This is a genomic window from Methylovirgula sp. 4M-Z18 (assembly GCF_037890675.1).
Classification (GTDB): domain Bacteria; phylum Pseudomonadota; class Alphaproteobacteria; order Rhizobiales; family Beijerinckiaceae; genus 4M-Z18.
This window is the reverse complement of the sequence record NZ_CP149574.1, coordinates 2384300-2404078: the sequence shown is the minus strand read 5'-3', so window position 1 is coordinate 2404078 and position 19779 is coordinate 2384300. Positions and strand designations below refer to the sequence as shown.

At 60.8% G+C, this 19779-nt stretch carries 15 protein-coding genes; 12 read left to right on the top strand and 3 right to left on the bottom strand.

Going from position 1 to position 19779, the window contains the following annotated elements; all coding sequences use genetic code 11:
* Nucleotides 1-6 precede the first annotated feature (6 nt).
* Genes V9T28_RS11135 through V9T28_RS11120 form a run of 4 tightly spaced genes read left to right on the top strand, consistent with a single transcriptional unit; the run spans nucleotide 7 to nucleotide 5515 of the window.
* Entirely contained in the window at nucleotides 7-2922 is a 2916-nt protein-coding gene (locus V9T28_RS11135; RefSeq protein ID WP_116399028.1) for an FAD-dependent oxidoreductase, read from the top strand.
* A complete protein-coding gene (locus V9T28_RS11130) occupies nucleotides 2922-3650 on the top strand; it encodes an amino acid ABC transporter ATP-binding protein (RefSeq protein WP_116399027.1) in 729 nt (242 codons plus the stop codon). Before V9T28_RS11135 ends, V9T28_RS11130 begins: the two co-directional genes overlap by 1 nt.
* A 26-nt stretch (nucleotides 3651-3676) precedes the next feature.
* Nucleotides 3677-5083 carry a dihydropyrimidinase gene (hydA, locus tag V9T28_RS11125; protein WP_116399026.1) on the top strand — a complete coding sequence of 469 codons (1407 nt, stop codon included), beginning with the start codon at nucleotides 3677-3679 and terminating at the stop codon, nucleotides 5081-5083.
* A gap of 21 nt (nucleotides 5084-5104) precedes the next feature.
* Nucleotides 5105-5515: a DUF3830 family protein gene (locus V9T28_RS11120; RefSeq protein ID WP_116399025.1), complete on the top strand. Its 411-nt coding sequence runs from the start codon at nucleotides 5105-5107 to the stop codon at nucleotides 5513-5515.
* 203 nt (nucleotides 5516-5718) lie between these two features.
* On the opposite strand, the gene V9T28_RS11115 is transcribed toward V9T28_RS11120, so the two are convergent.
* Entirely contained in the window at nucleotides 5719-6741 is a 1023-nt protein-coding gene (locus tag V9T28_RS11115) for an NAD-dependent epimerase/dehydratase family protein (RefSeq protein WP_116399024.1), read from the bottom strand.
* A gap of 115 nt (nucleotides 6742-6856) precedes the next feature.
* Between V9T28_RS11115 and V9T28_RS11110 the strand changes: the two genes are divergently transcribed.
* Nucleotides 6857-7810, top strand: a complete 954-nt coding sequence (locus tag V9T28_RS11110; protein ID WP_116399023.1) for a LysR family transcriptional regulator — start codon at nucleotides 6857-6859, stop codon at nucleotides 7808-7810.
* Between the two features lie 655 nt (nucleotides 7811-8465).
* Here V9T28_RS11110 and V9T28_RS11105 read toward each other — a convergent pair.
* Entirely contained in the window at nucleotides 8466-9371 is a 906-nt protein-coding gene (locus V9T28_RS11105; protein ID WP_116399022.1) for a LysR substrate-binding domain-containing protein, read from the bottom strand.
* Between the two features lie 172 nt (nucleotides 9372-9543).
* Between V9T28_RS11105 and V9T28_RS11100 the strand changes: the two genes are divergently transcribed.
* The 6 genes from V9T28_RS11100 (at nucleotide 9544) to V9T28_RS11075 (ending at nucleotide 17392) form a co-directional block, all read left to right on the top strand.
* Entirely contained in the window at nucleotides 9544-11214 is a 1671-nt protein-coding gene (locus V9T28_RS11100; protein WP_116399021.1) for a GMC family oxidoreductase, read from the top strand.
* A gap of 31 nt (nucleotides 11215-11245) precedes the next feature.
* The gene (locus V9T28_RS11095; protein WP_245423870.1) at nucleotides 11246-13750 is read left to right on the top strand and encodes a CoA transferase; all 2505 of its coding nucleotides are present in this window, start codon (nucleotides 11246-11248) and stop codon (nucleotides 13748-13750) included.
* 399 nt (nucleotides 13751-14149) lie between these two features.
* Entirely contained in the window at nucleotides 14150-15184 is a 1035-nt protein-coding gene (locus V9T28_RS11090) for an alpha/beta hydrolase (protein ID WP_245423990.1), read from the top strand.
* A gap of 160 nt (nucleotides 15185-15344) precedes the next feature.
* A complete protein-coding gene (locus tag V9T28_RS11085; RefSeq protein WP_245423988.1) occupies nucleotides 15345-16352 on the top strand; it encodes an alpha/beta hydrolase in 1008 nt (335 codons plus the stop codon).
* 198 nt (nucleotides 16353-16550) lie between these two features.
* Nucleotides 16551-16925, top strand: coding sequence for a carboxymuconolactone decarboxylase family protein (locus V9T28_RS11080; protein ID WP_116399017.1), 375 nt, complete (start codon nucleotides 16551-16553; stop codon nucleotides 16923-16925).
* A complete protein-coding gene (locus tag V9T28_RS11075) occupies nucleotides 16922-17392 on the top strand; it encodes a (R)-mandelonitrile lyase (RefSeq protein ID WP_116399016.1) in 471 nt (156 codons plus the stop codon). Before V9T28_RS11080 ends, V9T28_RS11075 begins: the two co-directional genes overlap by 4 nt.
* A 265-nt stretch (nucleotides 17393-17657) precedes the next feature.
* On the opposite strand, the gene V9T28_RS11070 is transcribed toward V9T28_RS11075, so the two are convergent.
* Nucleotides 17658-18548, bottom strand: a complete 891-nt coding sequence (locus V9T28_RS11070; RefSeq protein ID WP_199499951.1) for a LysR family transcriptional regulator — start codon at nucleotides 18546-18548, stop codon at nucleotides 17658-17660.
* Between the two features lie 232 nt (nucleotides 18549-18780).
* Here V9T28_RS11070 and V9T28_RS11065 point away from each other — a divergent pair, with 232 nt between their 5' ends.
* Nucleotides 18781-19773 (top strand): aldo/keto reductase, encoded by a 993-nt coding sequence (locus tag V9T28_RS11065; protein ID WP_116399014.1) that lies wholly within the window; start codon nucleotides 18781-18783, stop codon nucleotides 19771-19773.
* Nucleotides 19774-19779: the final 6 nt, after the last annotated feature.

Here is a 19779-nt window from a genome sequence, read left to right as displayed (position 1 = left end):
GTTGTCATGGGTGTCGCCGACCAACAGCCCGGAGATGAGCGCCAAAGGCGATCGGTCGCTTTCACCTTTAACGGTGACACTTTTCGGGCCGAGCCGGGCCAGACGGTAGCGGCGGCGCTGGTCGCAGGCCAACAGCAGAGTTTCTCCAGCTCGACAACCGGCGAGTCGCGTGGGCTCTTGTGCGGCATGGGCGTTTGCAACGAGTGCATCGTCACGATCGACGGCGTTCCCGGTCAAAGAGCTTGCATGCAGAGCGTCCGCGACGGCTTGCGGGTCGAATCCCAAGCCGGGCGTCTCGACCTAGCCGCGAACACATGCGCGGATCTTTGTGCGCCGCCCGGAAGGCTCAACGTGGTGACCGTGGACGTTGCTGTGGTCGGCGCAGGTCCCGCCGGCCTGGCCGCGGCAAAGGCAGCAGCCGAGGCGGGGGCAAATGTTCGCGTGATCGATGAGCGCAACAAAGCCGGCGGACAATATTTTAAACAGCCTGGAACCCCGAGCGCCTCAGCCCTGCTGCGAAAAGATCGTCAGGCTTCCGATGGTTTGGGACTGATCCAACAATGCCAAAGTGCCGGCGTGACATTCGCACCCGGAACGCTCGTGTGGGGCGCGGAGCAGGATCAACACGGTTTACGCCTCGGCCTCTATGGTCCCGATGGTGCGTCATATGTCAGACCGAAGATCTTGATCATCGCAACCGGCGCGTATGAACGGCCGCACCCGGTTCCTGGCTGGACCTTGCCTGGCGTCATGACGACCGGGGCCGCTCAGACCCTGTTGAGAAGCAATGCCGTCACGCCACCCGGCCGCATCTTGATTGCCGGCAATGGTCCGCTCAACATTCAAGTTGCCGCGGAACTCTGTCGCGCTGGCGCGAATGTGGTCGGGCTGGTGGAGGCTGCGCAGTCGCCCTGGCATCAGCCTTTCCAGGGCCTCATGCTCGCGCGGCAAAATCCGATGCTCGCATGGCTCGGACTTCGCAATCTGCGCGCGCTCCGTCAACGCGACGTTCCGGTTCTATGGAATAGTTGCATCGAGGCGATCACAGGCGACGGACGGGTGGAGCATGTTCGCGCTCGCGTGCCGGGAGGCGTCCGCGCATTTGCCGCGGATACGGTGCTGCTCGGCGGGTACTTTGCGCCGTCGAATGAATTGGCACGCCTCGTGGGCTGTTTACACGAGGTCATCGATGGGGAGTTGCAGACCCGACGCGACGAAAATGGCCGAACGTCTCGCCCTGGCATCTATGTCGTTGGTGAGGCCGCGCGCTTTGCCGGCGCCCACGTGGCTCTGGCCGAGGGGCGGTTGGCAGGGCTTGCTGCCGCCCGCGAACTCGGTTTGGCGGGACCGGACGATGCGCGCACCAAGACATTGCTCGCGCGGCACAAGCAATTCCAAAAGACGCTATGGTCCATCTTTCGGCCTGCCGCGGATTGCAAAAATACTGCGGCGGAAGATACGATGGTATGCCGCTGCGAAAACGTGACATTGCAGGCGCTCGAGAACGGAGTGGCTGCAGCAGAAGGAGATGTCGCGACCCTCAAGCGCCTTTTCCGGGCCGGAATGGGCCGATGCCAGGGGCGTTATTGCGCGTCGCGATTGCGTGCGATTGCAAAGCGGCCGCATGTCGATGAAACTGACGGCCATCTTGCGCCGCAGATGCCGCTGCGGCCCATTCCATTGGCAGCCATTGCCGTGGAGAAGGGTGAATGGGGTGGGCACAAGCGGGCGCTTTTGCCCGACAAGCCAACTCTCGCCGCCGATGACCCGCTTCCGATCAATTCGGTGGAGACGTTGATTATTGGGGCGGGGATCGCCGGCCTTTCGACGGCGCTCTTTCTGAGCCGCGAGGGGCAGGAAGTCGCTGTCATCGACCGGGCCTATCCCAATTCGCTTGCTTCGGGCGGCAATGCGGGAAGTTTGCACGCCCAACTCCTGTCGTTCGATCATGGCTTGCGGGCCGAGGCGGGTGGGCAGCCGGCTCTTCAGACGCTGCCGCTCCAACGGGAGTCGATCGCACTCTGGGCGCAACTGCAACGGGAGATCGGCACAGACCTGGAGATGAAGATCACAGGCGGCATCATGGTCGCAGAAAACGATGCGCAGATGCGGTTTCTCGAAGGCAAATCGGCTGCCGAGCGCCAATGGGGCATCGATTGCCATGTGATCGGGAGCAAAGAACTGCGGGAGCTTGAACCGTCGATCGCTCCGCATTTCGTGGGCGCGGCCTATTGCCAGCAAGAGGGCAAGATCAATCCGCTGATTGCCACGCAACGCATTCGCGAGGCCGCACAGCGCGGAGGCGCCCTGGTTCTCACGCGCACCGAAGTTTTGAACATCGAGGCCCAAGCCGGTTCTTTCCGTGTCACGACATCGCGCGGCCAAATCATCGCTCGGAAGGTCGTCAATGCCGCCGGCGCCTTTGCCTCGCGCATCGGCCGCATGGTCGGCGTGGATGTGCCGGTTTTTGGCGCGCCGTTGCAGATGATCGTGACCGAACCGGTTCAGCCGCTAGTTTCGCGGCTCGTCGCACATGCCGACCGTCACTTGACGCTGAAGCAGGCCGCCAACGGCAATTTCATTGTTGGTGGCGGCTGGACCGCCGGGTTGGACCCGGTCCATCAACATCCGCGGCCGCTCTTCGAAAGTCTCGAAGGCAATCTGTGGGTTGCCCAGCATGTCGTGCCGGCGCTGCGCAAAGTCCATGTCATTCGGAGCTGGGCCGCGATGAATATCAACATTGATGGCGCGCCGATCCTTGGCGAGCATCCCGATTGCCCGGGTTTCTTCAACACAGTGACGTCGAATGGCTATACTTTGGGCCCTTTGATGGGGGCCTTGACCGCTTCGCTCGTCGCGAGCCGCAAGCCCGATCTCGATCTTGCGCCATTTTCGATTCTTCGCTTTTCGAGGAGCCGCTGATGATTGAAATAAACGGGGTCAGTAAGTGGTACGGCGACTATCAGGTCCTTAAAAAATGTACGACCCGTGTCGACAAGGGCGAGGTCGTTGTCGTGTGCGGCCCATCCGGCTCGGGAAAGTCGACTCTCATAAAATGTGTGAACGCGCTTGAGCCATTTGAGGAAGGTTCCATTCGTGTTCACGGCATAGAGGTCAGGGATCATCGCACGAATCTGCCGGAGCTGCGCGCGCGGATTGGTATGGTTTTTCAGAATTTCGAGCTGTTTCCCCATATGACGATTTTGCGCAATGTCATGTTGGCGCAACTCGTCGTGCTCGGCCGCAACGCCGGACTGGCGGAGCGGAAGGCGTTGGACCTGTTGGACCGTGTCGGCTTGGTCGATCACGCTGCCAAATTCCCCGCCCAATTGTCGGGCGGCCAGCAACAGCGCGTTGCCATCGCGCGTGCCCTGGCGATGGATCCACTCGCGATGCTTTTTGATGAGCCGACTTCGGCGCTCGATCCCGAGATGATTGCAGAAGTGCTCGATGTCATGACCGAGTTGGCCCGCGAGGGCGTCACGATGATGATCGTGACGCATGAAATGGGCTTTGCGCGGCGCGTCGCTTCGAGAATGGTCTTCGTGGACGCCGGCGAGATCGTCGAGGATAAGCCGACGGAAGCGTTCTTCTCGCAAGTCCACAATCCGCGCACCGAGGCTTTCCTCGGCAAGATCTTGAAGCACTGAATAGTTGCAGAACCGGGTAGGGGAAAATGGATCGGTTTGACCTCATCATTCGCAACGGCACGGTGGCGACCGCGGCTGACGTGTTTGTCGCGGATATTGCGATAAAGGACGGAAAAATCGTGCAGCTCGGCACGGCGTTGGAAGGCGCCGCCCGCGAGATAGATGCTGCCGGGAAATATGTTCTGCCGGGCGGCATTGACAGCCATGTTCACATCTCCCAACCTTCGGGGGAAGGAATCGTGATGGCGGACGATTTTGCAAGCGGAACGTTATCCGCCTTGTACGGCGGCAACACCACCGTCATGCCCTTTTGCCTCCAGCGTAAGGGGCATCCTCTGCGAGAGGCGCTTAAGGAATATCATGCGCTCGCCGAAGGGGAGTGCTACACGGACGTCAGTTTTCACCTCATCGTCAACGACGCGAACGAGACCCTGCTCGGCCAAGAATTACCTGCGCTGGTGAGGGATGGCTACACGTCGCTCAAAGTGTTCATGACCTATGACGATCTTCGCCTCGACGACGCCTCGATTCTTAAGGTGCTCGACGTGGCGCGCCAGACCAAGGCGACAGTGATGGTTCACTGCGAAAATGAGGATGCCATTCGCTATTTGGTCGAGAAACACGAGCGGTCAGGGAATGTGGAACCTTACGCCCATGCGACGACGCGGCCCGTTGCCGTCGAACGCGAGGCAACCCACCGTGCGCTCACGCTCGCGGAGATCGTCGACGTGCCGATTGTGATCGTTCATGTGTCGAATGGCGCGGCGATGGAGGAGATCGCACGGGCACGCATGCGCGGCGGCAAAGTTGTGGGCGAGACCTGTCCACAATATCTTTTGCTGACAGCGGACGATCTGAAGGGCATGGATTGGGAGGGAGCCAAGCTCGTTTGCTCCCCGCCTCCACGCGACAAGGCCGCTCAAGCGGATTGCTGGCGCGGCATCGAGGCGGGCGTGTTCGATTTGTTTTCCTCCGATCATTGCCCATTTCGTTATGAGGATGTTCGCGGCAAGCGCAATACGAAGGGGCTGAAGAGCTTTCGGCACATCCCCAACGGCATTCCCGGCGTTGAGACGCGCCAGCCGATCCTCTTTTCCGAAGGGGTCATGACCGGCCGGATCAGCCTGCCGCGTTTCGTCGCACTCACGTCGACGAACCATGCCAAAACCTATGGCCTATACCCGCAGAAAGGCACGATCGCCGTGGGGGCGGATGCCGATATTGCGATCTGGGATCCGACGATCAAACGGACAATACGTCATTCCGACCTTCACGATGGGGCCGACTATACGCCGTATGAAGGCGTGACCTTAACCGGGTGGCCGACGACGGTGCTTCTGAACGGCAAAATCATGATCGAGGACGGCACGTTGGTCGGTCGAAAAGGCGACGGTCAATACTGCGCCGCTTCCCTCGCCAATTCGATTCAATAAACGCAAGAACAGGACTATCTCATGAAAATCAAAATTACCGCTGGCAAATTTACATTTGACGCTGTGCTCGAGACGCAAAAAGCGCCGAATACAGTTCAGGCATTTCTCAAGCGCACGCCGTTTTCCAGTAAGATCGTGCATGTTCGCTGGTCCGGTGAAGGTGTTTGGGTGCCGCTCGGCTCGCTCGATTTTGGTGTGGGCTACGAAAATCACACAAGCTATCCCGCGCCCGGGCAGATCGTTCTCTATCCGGGCGGGATCAGCGAAACAGAAATTCTTCTTGCCTACGGCGGCGTCCATTTCGCATCAAAGATGGGGCAGCTCGCCGGAAACCATTTCATAACGATCACCAGCAATCTCGATGTGTTGCCGGAGCTTGGCAAAACCGTCCTTTGGGAAGGGGCACAGGATATTACATTCGAATGCGTGTAAGTGTGGGATTGAGCTGCGCGGGGATTGCGGGAAGCCGTTTCGCGCGATTCCGGTGCCGGAACGGCCGCGATCAACAGGCCCTGGCGCTCGATCGAATCGTCCTGATGATCTCGCGGCGCCGGGTCATGTCGGGCTGGATTCGGGCCGCCCTCAAAACCTTCGCCCACCAAACGATCAAAGCCCGATGCGTTCTACGACGACCCCTAGCTCGGGTGCAATTCGGCATGAGCGGCGGGGGCCTCCTTGCCCAGACACCCGATCCCGGCCAGCGTGGCCTTGACGGCGGTGTCCAGTGGCGTGTGCGGCTCGCGGCCGAGCGTGGCGATGAGACGCGTGTTGTCGAGCCGGATCGGTTCGCGCCAGAGGTAGCGCATCTCGAGCATTTCGCGCAGCGTCGTGACGAACGGCGCCGCGGCATAGACGAGCGCCCACGGAAAGCGGCGCTGGCGCGGCCGCGCGCCGTGGAGCGTGGCGACGCGACAAATGGCTTCGGCCATTCGCGTGCCGTCGGCGTCCCAATGGCCGCCGAAGTGGAAAGTTGCGAACTCCGGTAGCGTCGCTCGCCGAGCGATCAGCTCGATCATGGTGCGCGCCACGTCGGGAACGTAGGCCCACTGATGACCCACGCCCGGGCGGCCAGGCAGGCGAACGGTACTCACGGGGTGCCCCGCCTTCACGAAGCCTTGCGCGAACCAGCTGTTGCCGATGAGGTGCGGGCCGAAGAAGTCGCCGGCCCGCACGACGATCGTGCGCACACCTTGCGCGGCCGCCGCCTGCAACTGCCGCTCCAACTCGACGCGAATCGCGCCCTTGCGTGTGCGCGGCCGCTGCGGCTGGTCTTCGGTGAGCGTCGGGAATGCATCGGGCCCGTAATTGTAGACGGTGCCCGGCAGGACGACTGTCGCGCCCGCGACCTGCGCCGCCGCGATTGTGTTGCCGATCATCGGCAGCACGAGCTTCGGCCAGTTGCGATAGCCGGGCGGGTTGACCGCGTGAACGATCACGCTGCAGCCGCGCGCGGCCCGCACGACGGCTTCGCGTTCCATAGCGTCGCCCTGCCGCCAGTCGATGCCGTCACCGGAGCTGGCGACTTGAGCGCCCCGCCGGTGCAGCGCGCGCACCTGCCAGCCGGCTTCGCGCAACTGACGCGCGACTTCGCCGCCGATGCCGCCTGTCGCGCCCAGCACAAGCGCGCACTTGTCCTCTTGTCCCTGCCGTTCGGACATTGGGGTCGCCATAATGATCCTCCGCTTCGCGTCGATTGCTTCGATGGAGCCAACGTACGGTTGCGGCGGCACATAATAAATTGGCGAACATGGTTGATCTGCTATATATTTATGTATGGCTTCGAATCTGAACTGGGAACTCTACCGGACCTTTCTAGCCGTGCTGACCGAAGGCTCGCTTTCGGGGGCCGCACGCGCGCTCGGCATCACGCAGCCCACGGCGGGGCGGCACATCGAAACGTTGGAGGCGGCGTTTGGCCAGCCGCTCTTCACGCGCTCGCAAACGGGCTTGCTACCGACGCAAGCGGCCACCGCGCTGCGCGGCTACGCCGAGGCGATGCGCAACACCGCGGCGGCGCTGGAACGCGCGGCGTCCGGCCGAGGCGAGGAAATGCATGGCGTCGTGCGGATTTCTGCGAGCGAAGTGGTCGGCGTGGAGGTGTTGCCGCCGGTGATCGCGCAGTTGCGGCGGGTGCATCCTAGACTGGTGGTCGAGCTGGTGACGACCAATCGCATTCAGGATCTGCTGCAGCGCGAAGTGGATATCGCAGTCCGCATGACGCGACCGATGCAGGAGATACTGATTGCGCGGCGCATCGGCGCAATCGAAGTGGGGCTGCACGCGCGCGACGATTACCTCGCCGCGCACGGCACGCCGGATGGGCTCGACGATCTCGCGAGCCACACACTGATCGGCTTCGACGAAACGACACCGTTCCTGCGCGCAGCCACGAAGGCGTTTCCAGCGTGGCGGCGCGAGGCGTTCTCGATTCGCGCCGGCAGCGACCTTGCGCAGCTTGCGATGATCCGCGCGGGCTGCGGCATCGGCTTCTGCCAGACGGGCCTCGCGCAGCGCGACCCCCGGCTCGTACGCGTGCTGGGCCAGGCCTGCGCGTTTGCGCTCGACACTTGGATCACGATGCATGAGGATCTGCGTGGCAACCCGCGTTGTAAGGCGGCGTTCGATGCGCTGGCTACGGGCTTGAGCGCGTATGTGGCCGGAAACGCAAGTACCAGGAACCTGACCGGCGAGATTCTCTTTTCCGACGGTGGATTAAATCCCACGTAGCTGAACGGCCAAAGCGTGTGCCTGCCGTACCAAGCTTGCAGCGTCCGCGTGAAAGACGTCAACAACACGGCTCGAATTGCCTCAGAGTGATTATGTGCTTGTCAAACAGCAGTATTAGGAAGAGAAAAGAAAGCCAATCTGTATGGGAGAATGGTGCGCCACTCAGAATAAAACTGCGAAGTTTATATAATTGATACTTTTGTTTAAGTTTATGTGTCGTTCAAAATTGTAGTTTGGCCGAAATCTCTTGATCCGCCAGTGACTATCTTTCAACTTGAGTCGAAATGCCCCCTCTGGGACTTGATCGCGGACCTCAACGACTATCTTACAAATTTCAGATATCGGGGTGGCCATTATCTCGCAGGTTCAAATCCTGCCCCACAGCCAACCTACAGCCCGCTTCAGTCGCCTGGCCTACGATCCTTAACGCTAGGCTGCGCCGAGTTCGAATTAGGTTCAAATCCTGCTTGGCAAACCGCGCTCTATCATTCGAGGGTGGGGGCTGGCGACTGAAAATCGCCCATTTAGGTCCCTCGGGCGAGCGAAATGCATTTCGGGAAGCGAACATTGCGGCTCTCCACCCTGGCGACTTCAGATAGGAGGATTCCGGACAGCCCGATTTAAAATCAGGACACATCGCAATCAGACCGCTGACTCAAGAGTCACTTCTCCGAGAATCCGGGCCGAGGAGGGCCCGGAGGAGCGTGACACCGATGTCGGATTCCATAACCCTGCGTGGCGCCACCAAATAATAGCCACGTTCTGAACGCAGGGGCTCCGAATCTAGAGCTACGAGCAGCCCGTTGGCGAGAAGGTCGTCGATGACGCCATGCCAACCGAGCGCAATGCCCACGCCTATCAGTGTTTGATGGATGGCGATACCGTGATTGGTGACGTGAATGCCAGCATCGATCATCTCGGCGTCTGGCGCCCGCCGGTCGCGCCAGTCCTGCCAGGTAAACCAGCGATGAGTTTTATCCTCCAGGTGAATTAACGGGCCTTGCTCGAGCAGACTTGCGCGGGAGAGGTGCCCCACGCGCGCAGCCAGCGCCGGCGCGGCGACCGGTACTACTTCCTGTTTAACAAGTAGCCGGCTTTCGAAACCCGGCCAATTTCCTTCACCGAACAGGATGGCGAAATCGGCGTCCTCGATCCGCATGTCGATATCCCGCTCAGCCGTGGTGACGCGGAAGCTGAACTGCGGCTCGGACTGACGCAGCGCTGCTAGCTTAGGCATAAGCCAGTACATCGCGATACCGGGATAGGTCGCCAGAGCCAGTCCCGGACGCCTGGCATGCCGCCGCATTTCCACCGTGGCACGCGCCATGTCGGCCAGGGCGCTGGCGATGGTGCGGTGGAAGGCCAGAGCCTCGGCCGTCGGCGTGGTCTGCGCCCCGCGCCGCTCGAACAGGGCCATGCCGATATCCTGCTCAAGCGCCTGGATCTGGTGACTGATCGCCGGCTGCCCGACGTTCAACTCCTTGGCCGCGCGCGTGAAGCTGCCAAGGCGAATGCAGGCGTCGAACACGCGAAGGGCTTTAAGTGGCGGCAGATCGTGCATTGCAGTCGCCTAGGCGGAGCGTCCAAAGTATCAAAAAATGTAATACTGACATGAAACTTTTCCGCCTGTTCAGGCAAGCCTTATCCGTGCCAAACGAGGGGTGAAGCATTATTAAATTCGATGAAGGCGTTTGGCTCCACGCCGGCCCTTATTATACGGAGAGACGGCGTCAGTGGCCTATCGTGACACCTTCGATTACATCGTCATCGGCGCCGGCACGGCGGGATGCCTGTTGGCCAACCGACTGAGCAGCGATCCCTCGAAGCGGGTGCTACTGCTGGAGGCCGGACGGAAGGACAACTACCCGTGGATCCATATCCCGGTCGGCTATCTCTACTGCATCGGCAATCCCCGCACGGACTGGCTGTTCAGGACGGAGCCCGATCCCGGTCTCAATGGCCGCTCGCTGCGCTATCCACGCGGCAAGACGCTGGGGGGATGCTCCTCAATAAACGGCATGATCTACATGCGGGGCCAAGCCCGCGATTATGACGGATGGGCTCGGCTCGTCAGTGACGAAGAATGGTCCTGGGCCAAATGTCTCCCCGACTTCATGACGCATGAAGACCACTACCGTTTAGACAACGGCGTAGACCCGAAGATGGGGGACAATAGCCGCTTTTCCGACCTGCACGGCCATGGCGGCGAATGGCGCATTGAGAAGCAGCGTTTGCACTGGGATATCCTCCAAGCGTTCGCCGAAGCAGCGGTTCAGGCAGGCGTGCCACGGACCGAGGATTTCAACAGCGGCGACAATGAAGGCGTCGGCTATTTCGAGGTGAACCAGAAGGCGGGCTGGCGCTGGAACACCGCCAAGGCCTTTCTGCGTCCCGCAAAAGGGCGGCGCAATCTTGCCGTGTGGACGCAGGCGCAGGTCGCGAGATTGATGCTCGAGACCGGAGCCGGAGGTCGTTCATGCTGCGCAGGCGTGGTGCTGCAACGCGGTGGTGAAGAGTTCGCCGTCGCGGCGCGCGGCGAGGTCATTTTGTCGGCTGGCGCCATCGGTTCGCCGCAGATTCTGCAACTCTCTGGCATCGGCCCGGCCTCTCTCCTCAAGCTGCATGACATCAACGTCATTTCCGACCTGCCAGGTGTCGGCGAGAATCTCCAGGATCACCTGCAGATCCGCGCCGTCTACAAGGTCTCCGGTGTAAGGACGCTCAACACGCTTGCGAACAGCTTGATGGGAAAGGCGAGCATCGGCCTCGAATATGCACTTAGGCGCAGTGGGCCGATGAGCATGTCCCCCTCTCAGCTTGGTGCCTTCACCCGTTCCGACGAAGGGCAGGCCCATGCCAATCTCGAATATCACGTCCAGCCGCTCAGCCTCGAGGGCTTTGGCGACCCGCTCCATGCATTCCCGGCCTTCACAGCCAGCGTCTGCAATCTCAATCCCACAAGCCGCGGCCATGTGCGCATCCGATCTGCGCGCGCGACCGACGCTCCGGCCATCGCGCCGAATTATCTGAGTACCGCGGAGGATCGCCGCATCGCGGCCACCAGCCTGCGCCAGGTGCGCCGGATCGTGTCACAGCCCGCACTGGCGCCCTACAACCCTGTGGAATGGAAGCCGGGCACCGAATTCCAGACGGACGAGGAGCTGGCAAAGCTCGCGGGCGACATTGCCAACACCATCTTCCATCCGGTCGGCACCGCCAAGATGGGTCAAAACGACGATCCGATGGCGGTGCTCGACAGCCGCCTGCGTGTGCGTGGCGTCGATCGCTTGCGCGTGGTCGATGCCAGTGTGATGCCGACGATCACCAGCGGCAACACCAACTCGCCCACCCTGATGATCTCCGAGAAGGCTGCACGGCTGATCCAGCAGGATGCCCGTGCCTGAGGCCCTCATTCGAATCTGCGAAGAAATTACAATGCAACGCTCATCCCTTCCGCTCTCCGGCATTACGGTTGTCGACTTCGGGCAGTACATCGCCGGCCCGGCGGTTGCGATGATCCTGGGCGATCTCGGCGCCAGTGTCGTCCATATCGATCCGCCGGCTGGCCCGCTCTGGGATAGCCCGGCCAATGCAACATTGAACCGCAACAAGCTCTCCCTCTGCGTGGACCTGAAGACGCCGCAGGGCGTGGCGCAGGCGCGCGAGTTGGTCGAGCAGGCCGATATCGTGGTCGAGAACTTTCGTCCAGGCGTGATGGCCCGGCTCGGCCTCGATTTCGCGGCGCTGCACGAGGGCCACCCTGAGCTGATCACTGTTTCGATCCCGGGCTTTGCCTCCAATGACGAACTGCGCCGCGATTGGCGCGCCTTTGAGTCAGTGATCGCTGCAACTTCCGGCGTTTTCACCGATATGGGCTTGAACCGGGTGCTGATGGGTGTCAATCCCTGCTTCTCGCCACTGCCGCTCGCCTCGGCCTATGGAACCATGCTTGCCGCCTCCGCTGCTGTGCTGGCTTTGCAGGCGCGCGAGACCACCGGCATCGGGGATCAGATCGAGGTGCCGCTTGCCAGCGCCGTGATGGAGGGCCTGAGCTACAATTCGATCAAAATCGAGGACTATCCGCTGCGCTACCAAACCCAGCGCGAGCGCGAGATCGAAAGGCGACGGAAGGAAGGTCTGCCGATGAGTGTCTCCTACGAGGCGTTGCAGGATTTCCTCGACCCCTTCTATCGTAGCTATATGTGCAAGGACGGCCGCATGTTTTATGTGGTCTGCCCAAGCCACAGGCATCACGCCAAGCGCTGCCTGCAGACCCTCGGCCTTTATGACGAACTCATCGCCGAAGGCCTGGCCGAAGAACCGGACACCTATCTGCCTGCCGCAGAATGGTCCTCGGACGTTTCTCTCGGCGTCTATCCGCTGCCCAAGCATTGGGCCGACAAGATCGCCGACCGCATGAAGGACGTGTTCCTCACGCGAACCGCAAAGGAGTGGGAGCGCATCTTCGGCAAGGGGCAGTTCCCCGGCGCGCCGCAACGCTGGCTGCAGGAGTGGATCAGCGACGACCATGCCGAGACCGCCGGCCTGATGGTGGAAGTCGACGACCCCGTCTACGGTCGCATGATCCAGCCGGGGCCGATGGCCTGGCTGCAGGAGAGCGGCGAGGCGATGCTCACGCCGGCCCCGCGCAAAACCGTGAGTTTCGAAGAGGCGCTCGACAGCCTTTCCGCACAGCGCACTCGCCGGCTTCCCCGTGCCTCGGCGCAGACTGAGCAGAAAGGCTGGCTGGAAGGCGTTCGCGTTCTCGACCTTTGCAATGTCATCGCCGGCCCGCATTCGGTGGCTTACCTGGCGCGCTTCGGCGCCGAGGTCATCAAGCTCGACCCAGCCACACCCCTCTACGACTGCTGGAACACGGTGATTTTCGGCATGACCCACATGCGCGGCAAGCGCTCCGTGCTTGCGAACATCGCCTCGCCCGAGGGGCGTGCGCTGTTCGAAGAGCTCGTCCGTTCGGTCGACGTCATCGTCTGGAATGCCACCGACCGTCAGGTGAAGAGCATGGGCCTTGATTCTAAGGGTCTCGAGGCGCTCAACCCGAACGCGATCTTCTGTCAGCTTGATTGTTTCGGCGGTGTGCGCCGCGGCCCGCGAACCGAATATCTCGGTTATGACGACCTCGTGCAGGCCGCCACCGGCATCATGCTGCGTTTCGGCGGGGCGATGGAGACGCCCGAGGAGCACGCCCATGTCGGCACCATCGATGTGATGTGCGGCTTTGGCGCTGCCCTCGGCATCGGGGCGGCCCTCTTCCAGAAGCGGCGGACCGGCCGAATTGGCCGCCCACGGACCTCACTCTCGGCCCTCAGCGGGCTCGCGCAGATCCCATTCTGCTACGACTTCATCGGACGTGGTCCCTTCGACGAACCGACTGGCAGGGCTGCCATGGGTACGAACGCTCTCAACCATCTCTACAAGGCGGCGGACCGCTGGATGGTGCTGGGCGCTTCGGAGGCCGACCTGCCGCGCTTCCTCATCGTGGAGGGGCTGGAGGGGCTCGCCACGCTGGCGCCTGAAGAGAGAGACGCCTTCCTGACGAAAGCCTTCGGTAAGGAGGACGCCGCGACCTGGATTGGGCGCCTGCGGGCGGCGGATATCGGGGCAGCGATCTGCAGCAGCATCGAGGCCATCCGCGCCAGCAATTGCCGCCCGGCCGACGGCTCAGCGGGCACCGATCGCGGCAGCTTTGCCTTCTCACGCTACGCCGACCATCCCAGTGGCCATACCGTTACGCTGCTCGATCCGCTGGCCGTCCGCCCGAGAAGCGGCAAGGTTCGTCATCTGCCCTCAGCGGAAAAATACGGCTCCTCCACGCGACAGGTGCTGAAGTCGCTTGGCTACGGCGATGCGGCAATCGACCAGCTCAAAGCGACAAGTGTCGTCAGCGATAGCTGGAGCCGGGAGTATCTGCCGAGTTGAGGGATGCAAACGCGATCTTGTCAGCACGATCGCACGCCAAGCATTATCAAATCGACCAGCCCAGAAGTTGACGGCTTGGCGAGGGGCACCCTAAGCAGGGCGGCTCAGTCTCGGGGCATCCTGGGGAGGCAGAGGGGCTTGGCTTTAGTCTTTCAGCGGGCTTTGCAGGCAGGTTGTCACAGGCGATTTGAGTAATTTCTCGATCTCACTATGCGAACCGTACCAAGGCGGGCTGGTCTCCAAATTATTAAGCTGAACTTAAAAACGCATCCGGATATCGGCATCTAATCAAGGAATTTGATTGGCTCTATCTTTTTCTCACTGATCAGAAGGTTGAAGAGGATGGGTGCTTTGAGTTCACGTAATCGGTTCGTCGCATCGTTGCTCGCTGCTGTGGTGATGCTTGCCCCTGCCGCCGCAATGGCTGAGCAAAAGGGAAAATCGGAACCTCTGATGATCCGGGAACAGGGTAGCTTCGCGGTCGGCGGGACAGTGGTGAGCACCCCTGGCACCTACAATAACGACAAGCCTACCTCAGAAGGGCAGACATTCCACGGCGATCATCTCTACGCCTTCTATCAGATCCCCCAGAACCCCAAAGCGCTGCCCGTCATCATGCTGCATGGCGCCTACCAGTCGGGCCGTAGTTGGGAAACGACGCCAGATGGTCGCGAGGGTTTCGAGACCATCTTCCTGCGTCGGCATTTCTCGGTCTACATCGTAGATCAACCGCGTCGCGGCCGCGCCGGCAATAGCACTGTGGCAATAACGATCGAACCGACACCCTACGATCAACTCTTCTTCGATCAATTCCGGATCGGCAAGTGGCCGAACTATTTCGACAACGTACAGTTTGATCGCAAGCCCGAGACGCTGGATCAATTCTTCCGTTCGGTCACGCCCAACACTGGCCCTTACGACGCCGGCGTGATCTCGGACGCTATGTCGGCGCTGTTCGATAAGATCGGCCCAGGCATCCTCTTCACGCATTCGCAAGCTGGTGGACCGGGTTGGCTGACGGCCATCAAGAACCAGAATGTCAAGGGCATCGTCGCTCTCGAGCCGGGCAGCGGCTTCATCTTCCCAGAAGGGGAACTTCCCCCGGCGATGCCGAGCGCCGCCGGCACCTTGTCGCCCGAGGCGGTACCACTCTCGGCTTTCGAGAAGCTTACCCGCATCCCGATCGTCATCTACTACGGCGACAACTTTCCTGCCGAACCGACCACGGAGCGCGGCCAGGACAACTGGCGGGTGCGCCTCGCCATGGCCCGGCTCTGGGTCGACGCGATCAACAAACATGGTGGTGACGCCCGGCTGCTTCATCTTCCCGACATCGGCATTCGCGGCAACACGCACTTCCTGATGTCGGACCTGAACAACGTCCAGATCGCCGATCTGGTCTCGCAGTTCCTCGCCGAGAAGAAACTGGATTGACCCACCTGCGCAGACGCTCGGCGCTGCCCGAGCATCGCGCTCACCCGCCGACCACAGATTGGAGTTCAAAATGACCAACGAAGTCATCGACAAGAAAAGGCGCGAGTTCCTTGGAGCCTTGGCTCTTGTTCTCTCAGGTGCAATATCAGGAGTTACAGCCATGAAAGATACCACCGCTGCCGCGGCCGACTACAAGCAGAATCCCTTTACCCTGGTCTACGGCGGCGCAATCACGACGAATGAGCCGGGCAAGGTCAATATTCACCCGGTCCAGTACAAGCTCAATGGCCTGGATATCGTCGCCAACGTCTACACCCCGACAGACTACGATCCGAGCCAAAAATATCCTGCGATCGTCGTGGCGCACCCGAACGGCGGGGTGAAGGAACAGGTCGCGGGCTTGTATGCCCAGCATCTTGCGGAACAAGGCTACATCACGATTACGGCGGATGCGGCCTATCAAGGCGGCAGCGGCGGCACGCCGCGTAACGTGGACAAGCCGGCAAACCGCATCGAGGACATCCACGGTATGGCGGACTTCGTCACCCGCTATCCGGGCGTCGATGCCGCGCGTCTGGGCCTGCTCGGCATCTGCGGCGGCGGCGGATACTCGTTGTCGGCGGCGAAAACCGACAAGCGCTTCAAGTCGATCGCGACGCTCAGCATGTTCAACTCGGGACGGGTCCGTCGCAACGGATACGTGGATTCGCAACTCACGACCATTCAAGATCGCCTGCGACAGGCGTCGGACGCCCGCGCGCAGGAAGCGACCGGCGGTGCAGTTCTCTATGTCGGCGACGGAAAACTGACCGACGAACAGATTGCGGCATTGCCGTTCGATCTCTACCGTCAGGGGTTCGAATACTACGGAAAAACCCACGCCCATCCGAACTCAAGCGGCAGGTATACGATGAGCAGCTTGCTGGACCTGATGCGTTGGGATGCCACCGACCAGATCGAGCTGATCAACAAACCGCTGCTTATGATCGCCGGCAGCAAGGCCGACAGCCTGTACATGAGCGAGGACGCCTTCACCAAGGCCATTGGCACAACGGACAAGGAACTGTTCAAGATCGACGGCGCAAAACACATCGAAACCTACTGGGTTCCCAAATATGTGGAAGCCGCGATGGGCAAGCTGACGCCGTTTTTCGCCCGAACCATTTAGTTTCGGGCTGCGATCAAACACCGTCAGCCTTACATGATTTCCGACGGGACATGAAACAAAAGGCTTCAGCAACATCGCGCTCAGGTTCGATCCCGGTCGCTATGTTCTCCCCCGCCCTCGAGGAGTCTTACATTGAAGAAGCGCACTCGAAATCTGTTCGTCTTAGTCAGCCTTGTTCTATCCGAAGGAATTTCCACCATGGCTATCGCCCAAAGCCAGCCGCCGGCCACGCCCGACGCGGTGCCTGCTAAGCAGCAGTCGCGCGCGCAGCAATTGATGGGAGCAACCGCGCCAAAGCTCGCCGAGCTGACCGACAGCGTGCTTTACGACGATATCTGGAAGCGGCCAGAACTTTCAAAGCGAGATCGGAGCCTTGTCACGATTTCCGCTTTGATCGCCCTCAACCGTCCGGATCAGCTCCGATCGCATATCAAGCTTGGCCTCCAAAACGGCCTAACCAAGGATGAGATTGTCGAGACAATCACGCACATGGCTTTCTATTCCGGCTGGCCGAGCGCGGTGTCCGCCGTCGCGATCGCCAAGGACGTTTTCCAAGAGAACGGCGAGAAATGAAGCAACTCGCCGCAATGATACTCACCGTTGTCCTTTACGCCTCCGCGACCTGGGCTCAGCCGAAACAAATGATCACTGTCACTCATCTCGGATCACAACCGTCAACCATGGGATCTGCCGAAAATTTTACCGGCAGGGTGCGTGTCGACTCGCCCTTCAAGGGAAGCGATCCAGCTCGGATAAGCGGTGCGGTCGTCACTTTCGAACCGGGCGCGCGCACCGCCTGGCACACGCATCCACTCGGTCAGACACTGATCGTCACGGCAGGCGTCGGGCTTGTGCAGGAGTGGGGTGGTCTCGTTCAGGAAATCCGGCCCGGCGACATCGTCTGGATTCCGCCCGGCGTGAAACACTGGCACGGCGCGAGCGCCACGGTCGGCATGAGCCATATCGCGATCACCGAGGCGCTCGACGGAAAGACGGTCGAGTGGATGGAGAAGGTTTCAGACGAGCAGTATCGCCGCTGACCGCCCATCCAGCAGAGCCATCACAGATCGCCCGCATCGCAATCTGTCCAACTCCCAATCGCCTAATCGCGGTCGCCCTTGCGCTTTATGGCGTATGAAGTTCGCTCGAGCTGGCATTGGTACAATGCTCTCCATGCAGATGACCCGCGATTGGCGGAGCTTCGAGGAATCCGTCGCGGGCTTTTTCATCCACCGTATCGCGATACGGACCTCTATATGTGTTTGACCATGGGTGATGAAATGGCTCCAGAAGCGCAAGTCCAGGTCAGTCGCCGCGATACCGAAGAATATCCACCAGTAAGGCAAGCGCCGGCGATTGTTGTCGTCGACTCGGATAGTAGAGGTGATAGCCGGGAAAATAGGGGCACCAATCCTCCAGAACCCGCGTCAGCCGCCCCTCGGCAACGTATGGGAGCACTTGATCTTCGGGCATGTAGGCCACGCCGAGGCCGTCCAAAGCCGAAGAGAGCCGCATTGCGAGGCTGTTGAAGACGAGTTGTCCTTCTCCCCGCACCTTCACCTCGCGGCCTTTCTTTTCAAGATCCCACGGAAACAACCCGCCATAGGTTGGGAGGCGAATATTGATGCACTTGTGAGCGGTCAGATCCTGCGGGTTTTTTGGACGCGGATTCCGTTCGAAATAGCTTGGCGATGCGACGACAGCCATGCGCATATCCGGGCCGATGCGCACCGCGATCATGTCTTTCGCCACCTGTTCGCCCATGCGAACGCCTGCGTCATATCCCTCAGCGACGATGTCGGTCAGGCCATAGTCGATAATGATCTCGACTTGAATGTCCGGATAATCCGGCAGGAAGCGTTTAAGTGCGGGTTGCAGGATTGAGATCGCAGAATGCTCGCCGGCAGTGATCCGGACAGTTCCGGCCGGTTTGTCTCGCAATTCGCTCAAAGCCGCCAGTTCGGTCTCAATCTCGTCGAAGCGGGGGGCTATCATGCGCAGCAGGCGCTCGCCGGCTTCCGTAGAGCCGACGCTGCGTGTGGTCCGGGTCAGGAGCCGCAACCCCAGTCGCTCTTCGAGATTACGAATAGTCTGGCTGAGTGCCGATGGCGAGACGCCGAGTTTGGCGGCAGCACGAGTGAAGCTCCGTTCCTTGGCGACGACGGCGAATGCAGCAAGATCGTTGAAGTTTTCCATCTGGATTTGTTAGCTCAACTAAAAGGCTCATGCGCATTATGGCATCTTATCGCACGGTTGGGCACGCGCTAAATTTGCCCCCAAGATCATCGATAGCGCACTCGACACCCAGCGGCACGAACCCGGAGCCTGGAAAGACGTCAGCACCGGTACCGACCTTCTTGCCAACGAGTAGCATCGCAACACACCGAATTTCGCAGCACAAATTGCGAACCATGAATGGAGAAAAACAATGAAGACGCGCAAGCTTGGCAAAGACCTGGAGGTATCAGCCCTCGGTCTGGGGTGCATGGGCATGACGGGCGTCTATGGTCCGAGTGTCGCGAAGGCCGATATGGTCAAGCTCATCCACGAGGCGCATGAGCGCGGCGTCACGCTCTTCGACACTGCAGAGGCCTATGGGCCGTTCGCCAATGAGGTGCTGGTCGGAGAAGCATTACAACCGATCCGCGACAAGGTCGTCATCGCCACCAAGTTCGGCTTCGACATCGACCTTGAGATCGGTGAGCGCCGCGGCGGCACCAACAGCCGGCCCCAGCATGTCAAGGCGGTGGCGGAGGCCGCGCTCAAGCGTCTGAAGACGGATCGCATCGACCTATTCTACCAGCACCGCGTCGACCTCAACGTGCCGATCGAGGACGTCGCCGGCGCTGTCAAGGATCTTATCGCAGAGGGCAAGGTCAAACACTTCGGCCTGTCGGAAGCCGGCGTCCAGACCATTCGCCGGGCACATGCTGTCCAGCCCGTGGCCGCGGTCCAGAGCGAATATTCGCTGTTCTGGCGGGGACCGGAAGCGGAGCTTCTACCTGTGCTGGAGGAACTCGGCATAGGGTTCGTGCCGTTCAGCCCCCTCGGCGCGGGCTTCCTGACCGGGAAGATCGACGAGAACACAAAGTTCGAGCAGGGCGATTTCCGCAACCTAGTGCCGCGCTTCTCCCCCGAAGCCCGCAAGGCCAACATGGCGCTGGTCGGCGTGGTCAAGGGCGTTGCGGATCGCAAGGGCGCGACGCCAGCTCAAGTCGCACTCGCCTGGTTGCTGGCCCAGAAGCCATGGATCGTGCCGATCCCCGGCACCACCAAGCTGCACCGTCTGGAAGAAAATCTCGGCGGGGTCGATCTGGACCTGACGGCCAGCGATCTCGCCGAGATCGATGCCGAGGCCTCCAGGATCAAAGTCCAGGGTAAGCGCCTGCCTGAAGCCGTGTTGAAGATGACTGGCCATTGATGGCGA

What these genes read in the sequence shown, in the direction of transcription:
- V9T28_RS11135 (WP_116399028.1), top strand. Translation starts at nt 7, where the DNA reads ATGGGTGTCGCCGACCAACAGCCCGGAGATGAGCGCCAAAGGCGATCG.
- V9T28_RS11130 (WP_116399027.1), top strand. Translation starts at nt 2,922, where the DNA reads ATGATTGAAATAAACGGGGTCAGTAAGTGGTACGGCGACTATCAGGTC.
- hydA (WP_116399026.1), top strand. Translation starts at nt 3,677, where the DNA reads ATGGATCGGTTTGACCTCATCATTCGCAACGGCACGGTGGCGACCGCG.
- V9T28_RS11120 (WP_116399025.1), top strand. Translation starts at nt 5,105, where the DNA reads ATGAAAATCAAAATTACCGCTGGCAAATTTACATTTGACGCTGTGCTC.
- V9T28_RS11115 (WP_116399024.1), bottom strand. Translation starts at nt 6,741, where the DNA reads ATGTCCGAACGGCAGGGACAAGAGGACAAGTGCGCGCTTGTGCTGGGC.
- V9T28_RS11110 (WP_116399023.1), top strand. Translation starts at nt 6,857, where the DNA reads ATGGCTTCGAATCTGAACTGGGAACTCTACCGGACCTTTCTAGCCGTG.
- V9T28_RS11105 (WP_116399022.1), bottom strand. Translation starts at nt 9,371, where the DNA reads ATGCACGATCTGCCGCCACTTAAAGCCCTTCGCGTGTTCGACGCCTGC.
- V9T28_RS11095 (WP_245423870.1), top strand. Translation starts at nt 11,246, where the DNA reads ATGCAACGCTCATCCCTTCCGCTCTCCGGCATTACGGTTGTCGACTTC.
- V9T28_RS11090 (WP_245423990.1), top strand. Translation starts at nt 14,150, where the DNA reads ATGCTTGCCCCTGCCGCCGCAATGGCTGAGCAAAAGGGAAAATCGGAA.
- V9T28_RS11085 (WP_245423988.1), top strand. Translation starts at nt 15,345, where the DNA reads ATGAAAGATACCACCGCTGCCGCGGCCGACTACAAGCAGAATCCCTTT.
- V9T28_RS11080 (WP_116399017.1), top strand. Translation starts at nt 16,551, where the DNA reads ATGGCTATCGCCCAAAGCCAGCCGCCGGCCACGCCCGACGCGGTGCCT.
- V9T28_RS11075 (WP_116399016.1), top strand. Translation starts at nt 16,922, where the DNA reads ATGAAGCAACTCGCCGCAATGATACTCACCGTTGTCCTTTACGCCTCC.
- V9T28_RS11070 (WP_199499951.1), bottom strand. Translation starts at nt 18,548, where the DNA reads ATGGAAAACTTCAACGATCTTGCTGCATTCGCCGTCGTCGCCAAGGAA.
- V9T28_RS11065 (WP_116399014.1), top strand. Translation starts at nt 18,781, where the DNA reads ATGAAGACGCGCAAGCTTGGCAAAGACCTGGAGGTATCAGCCCTCGGT.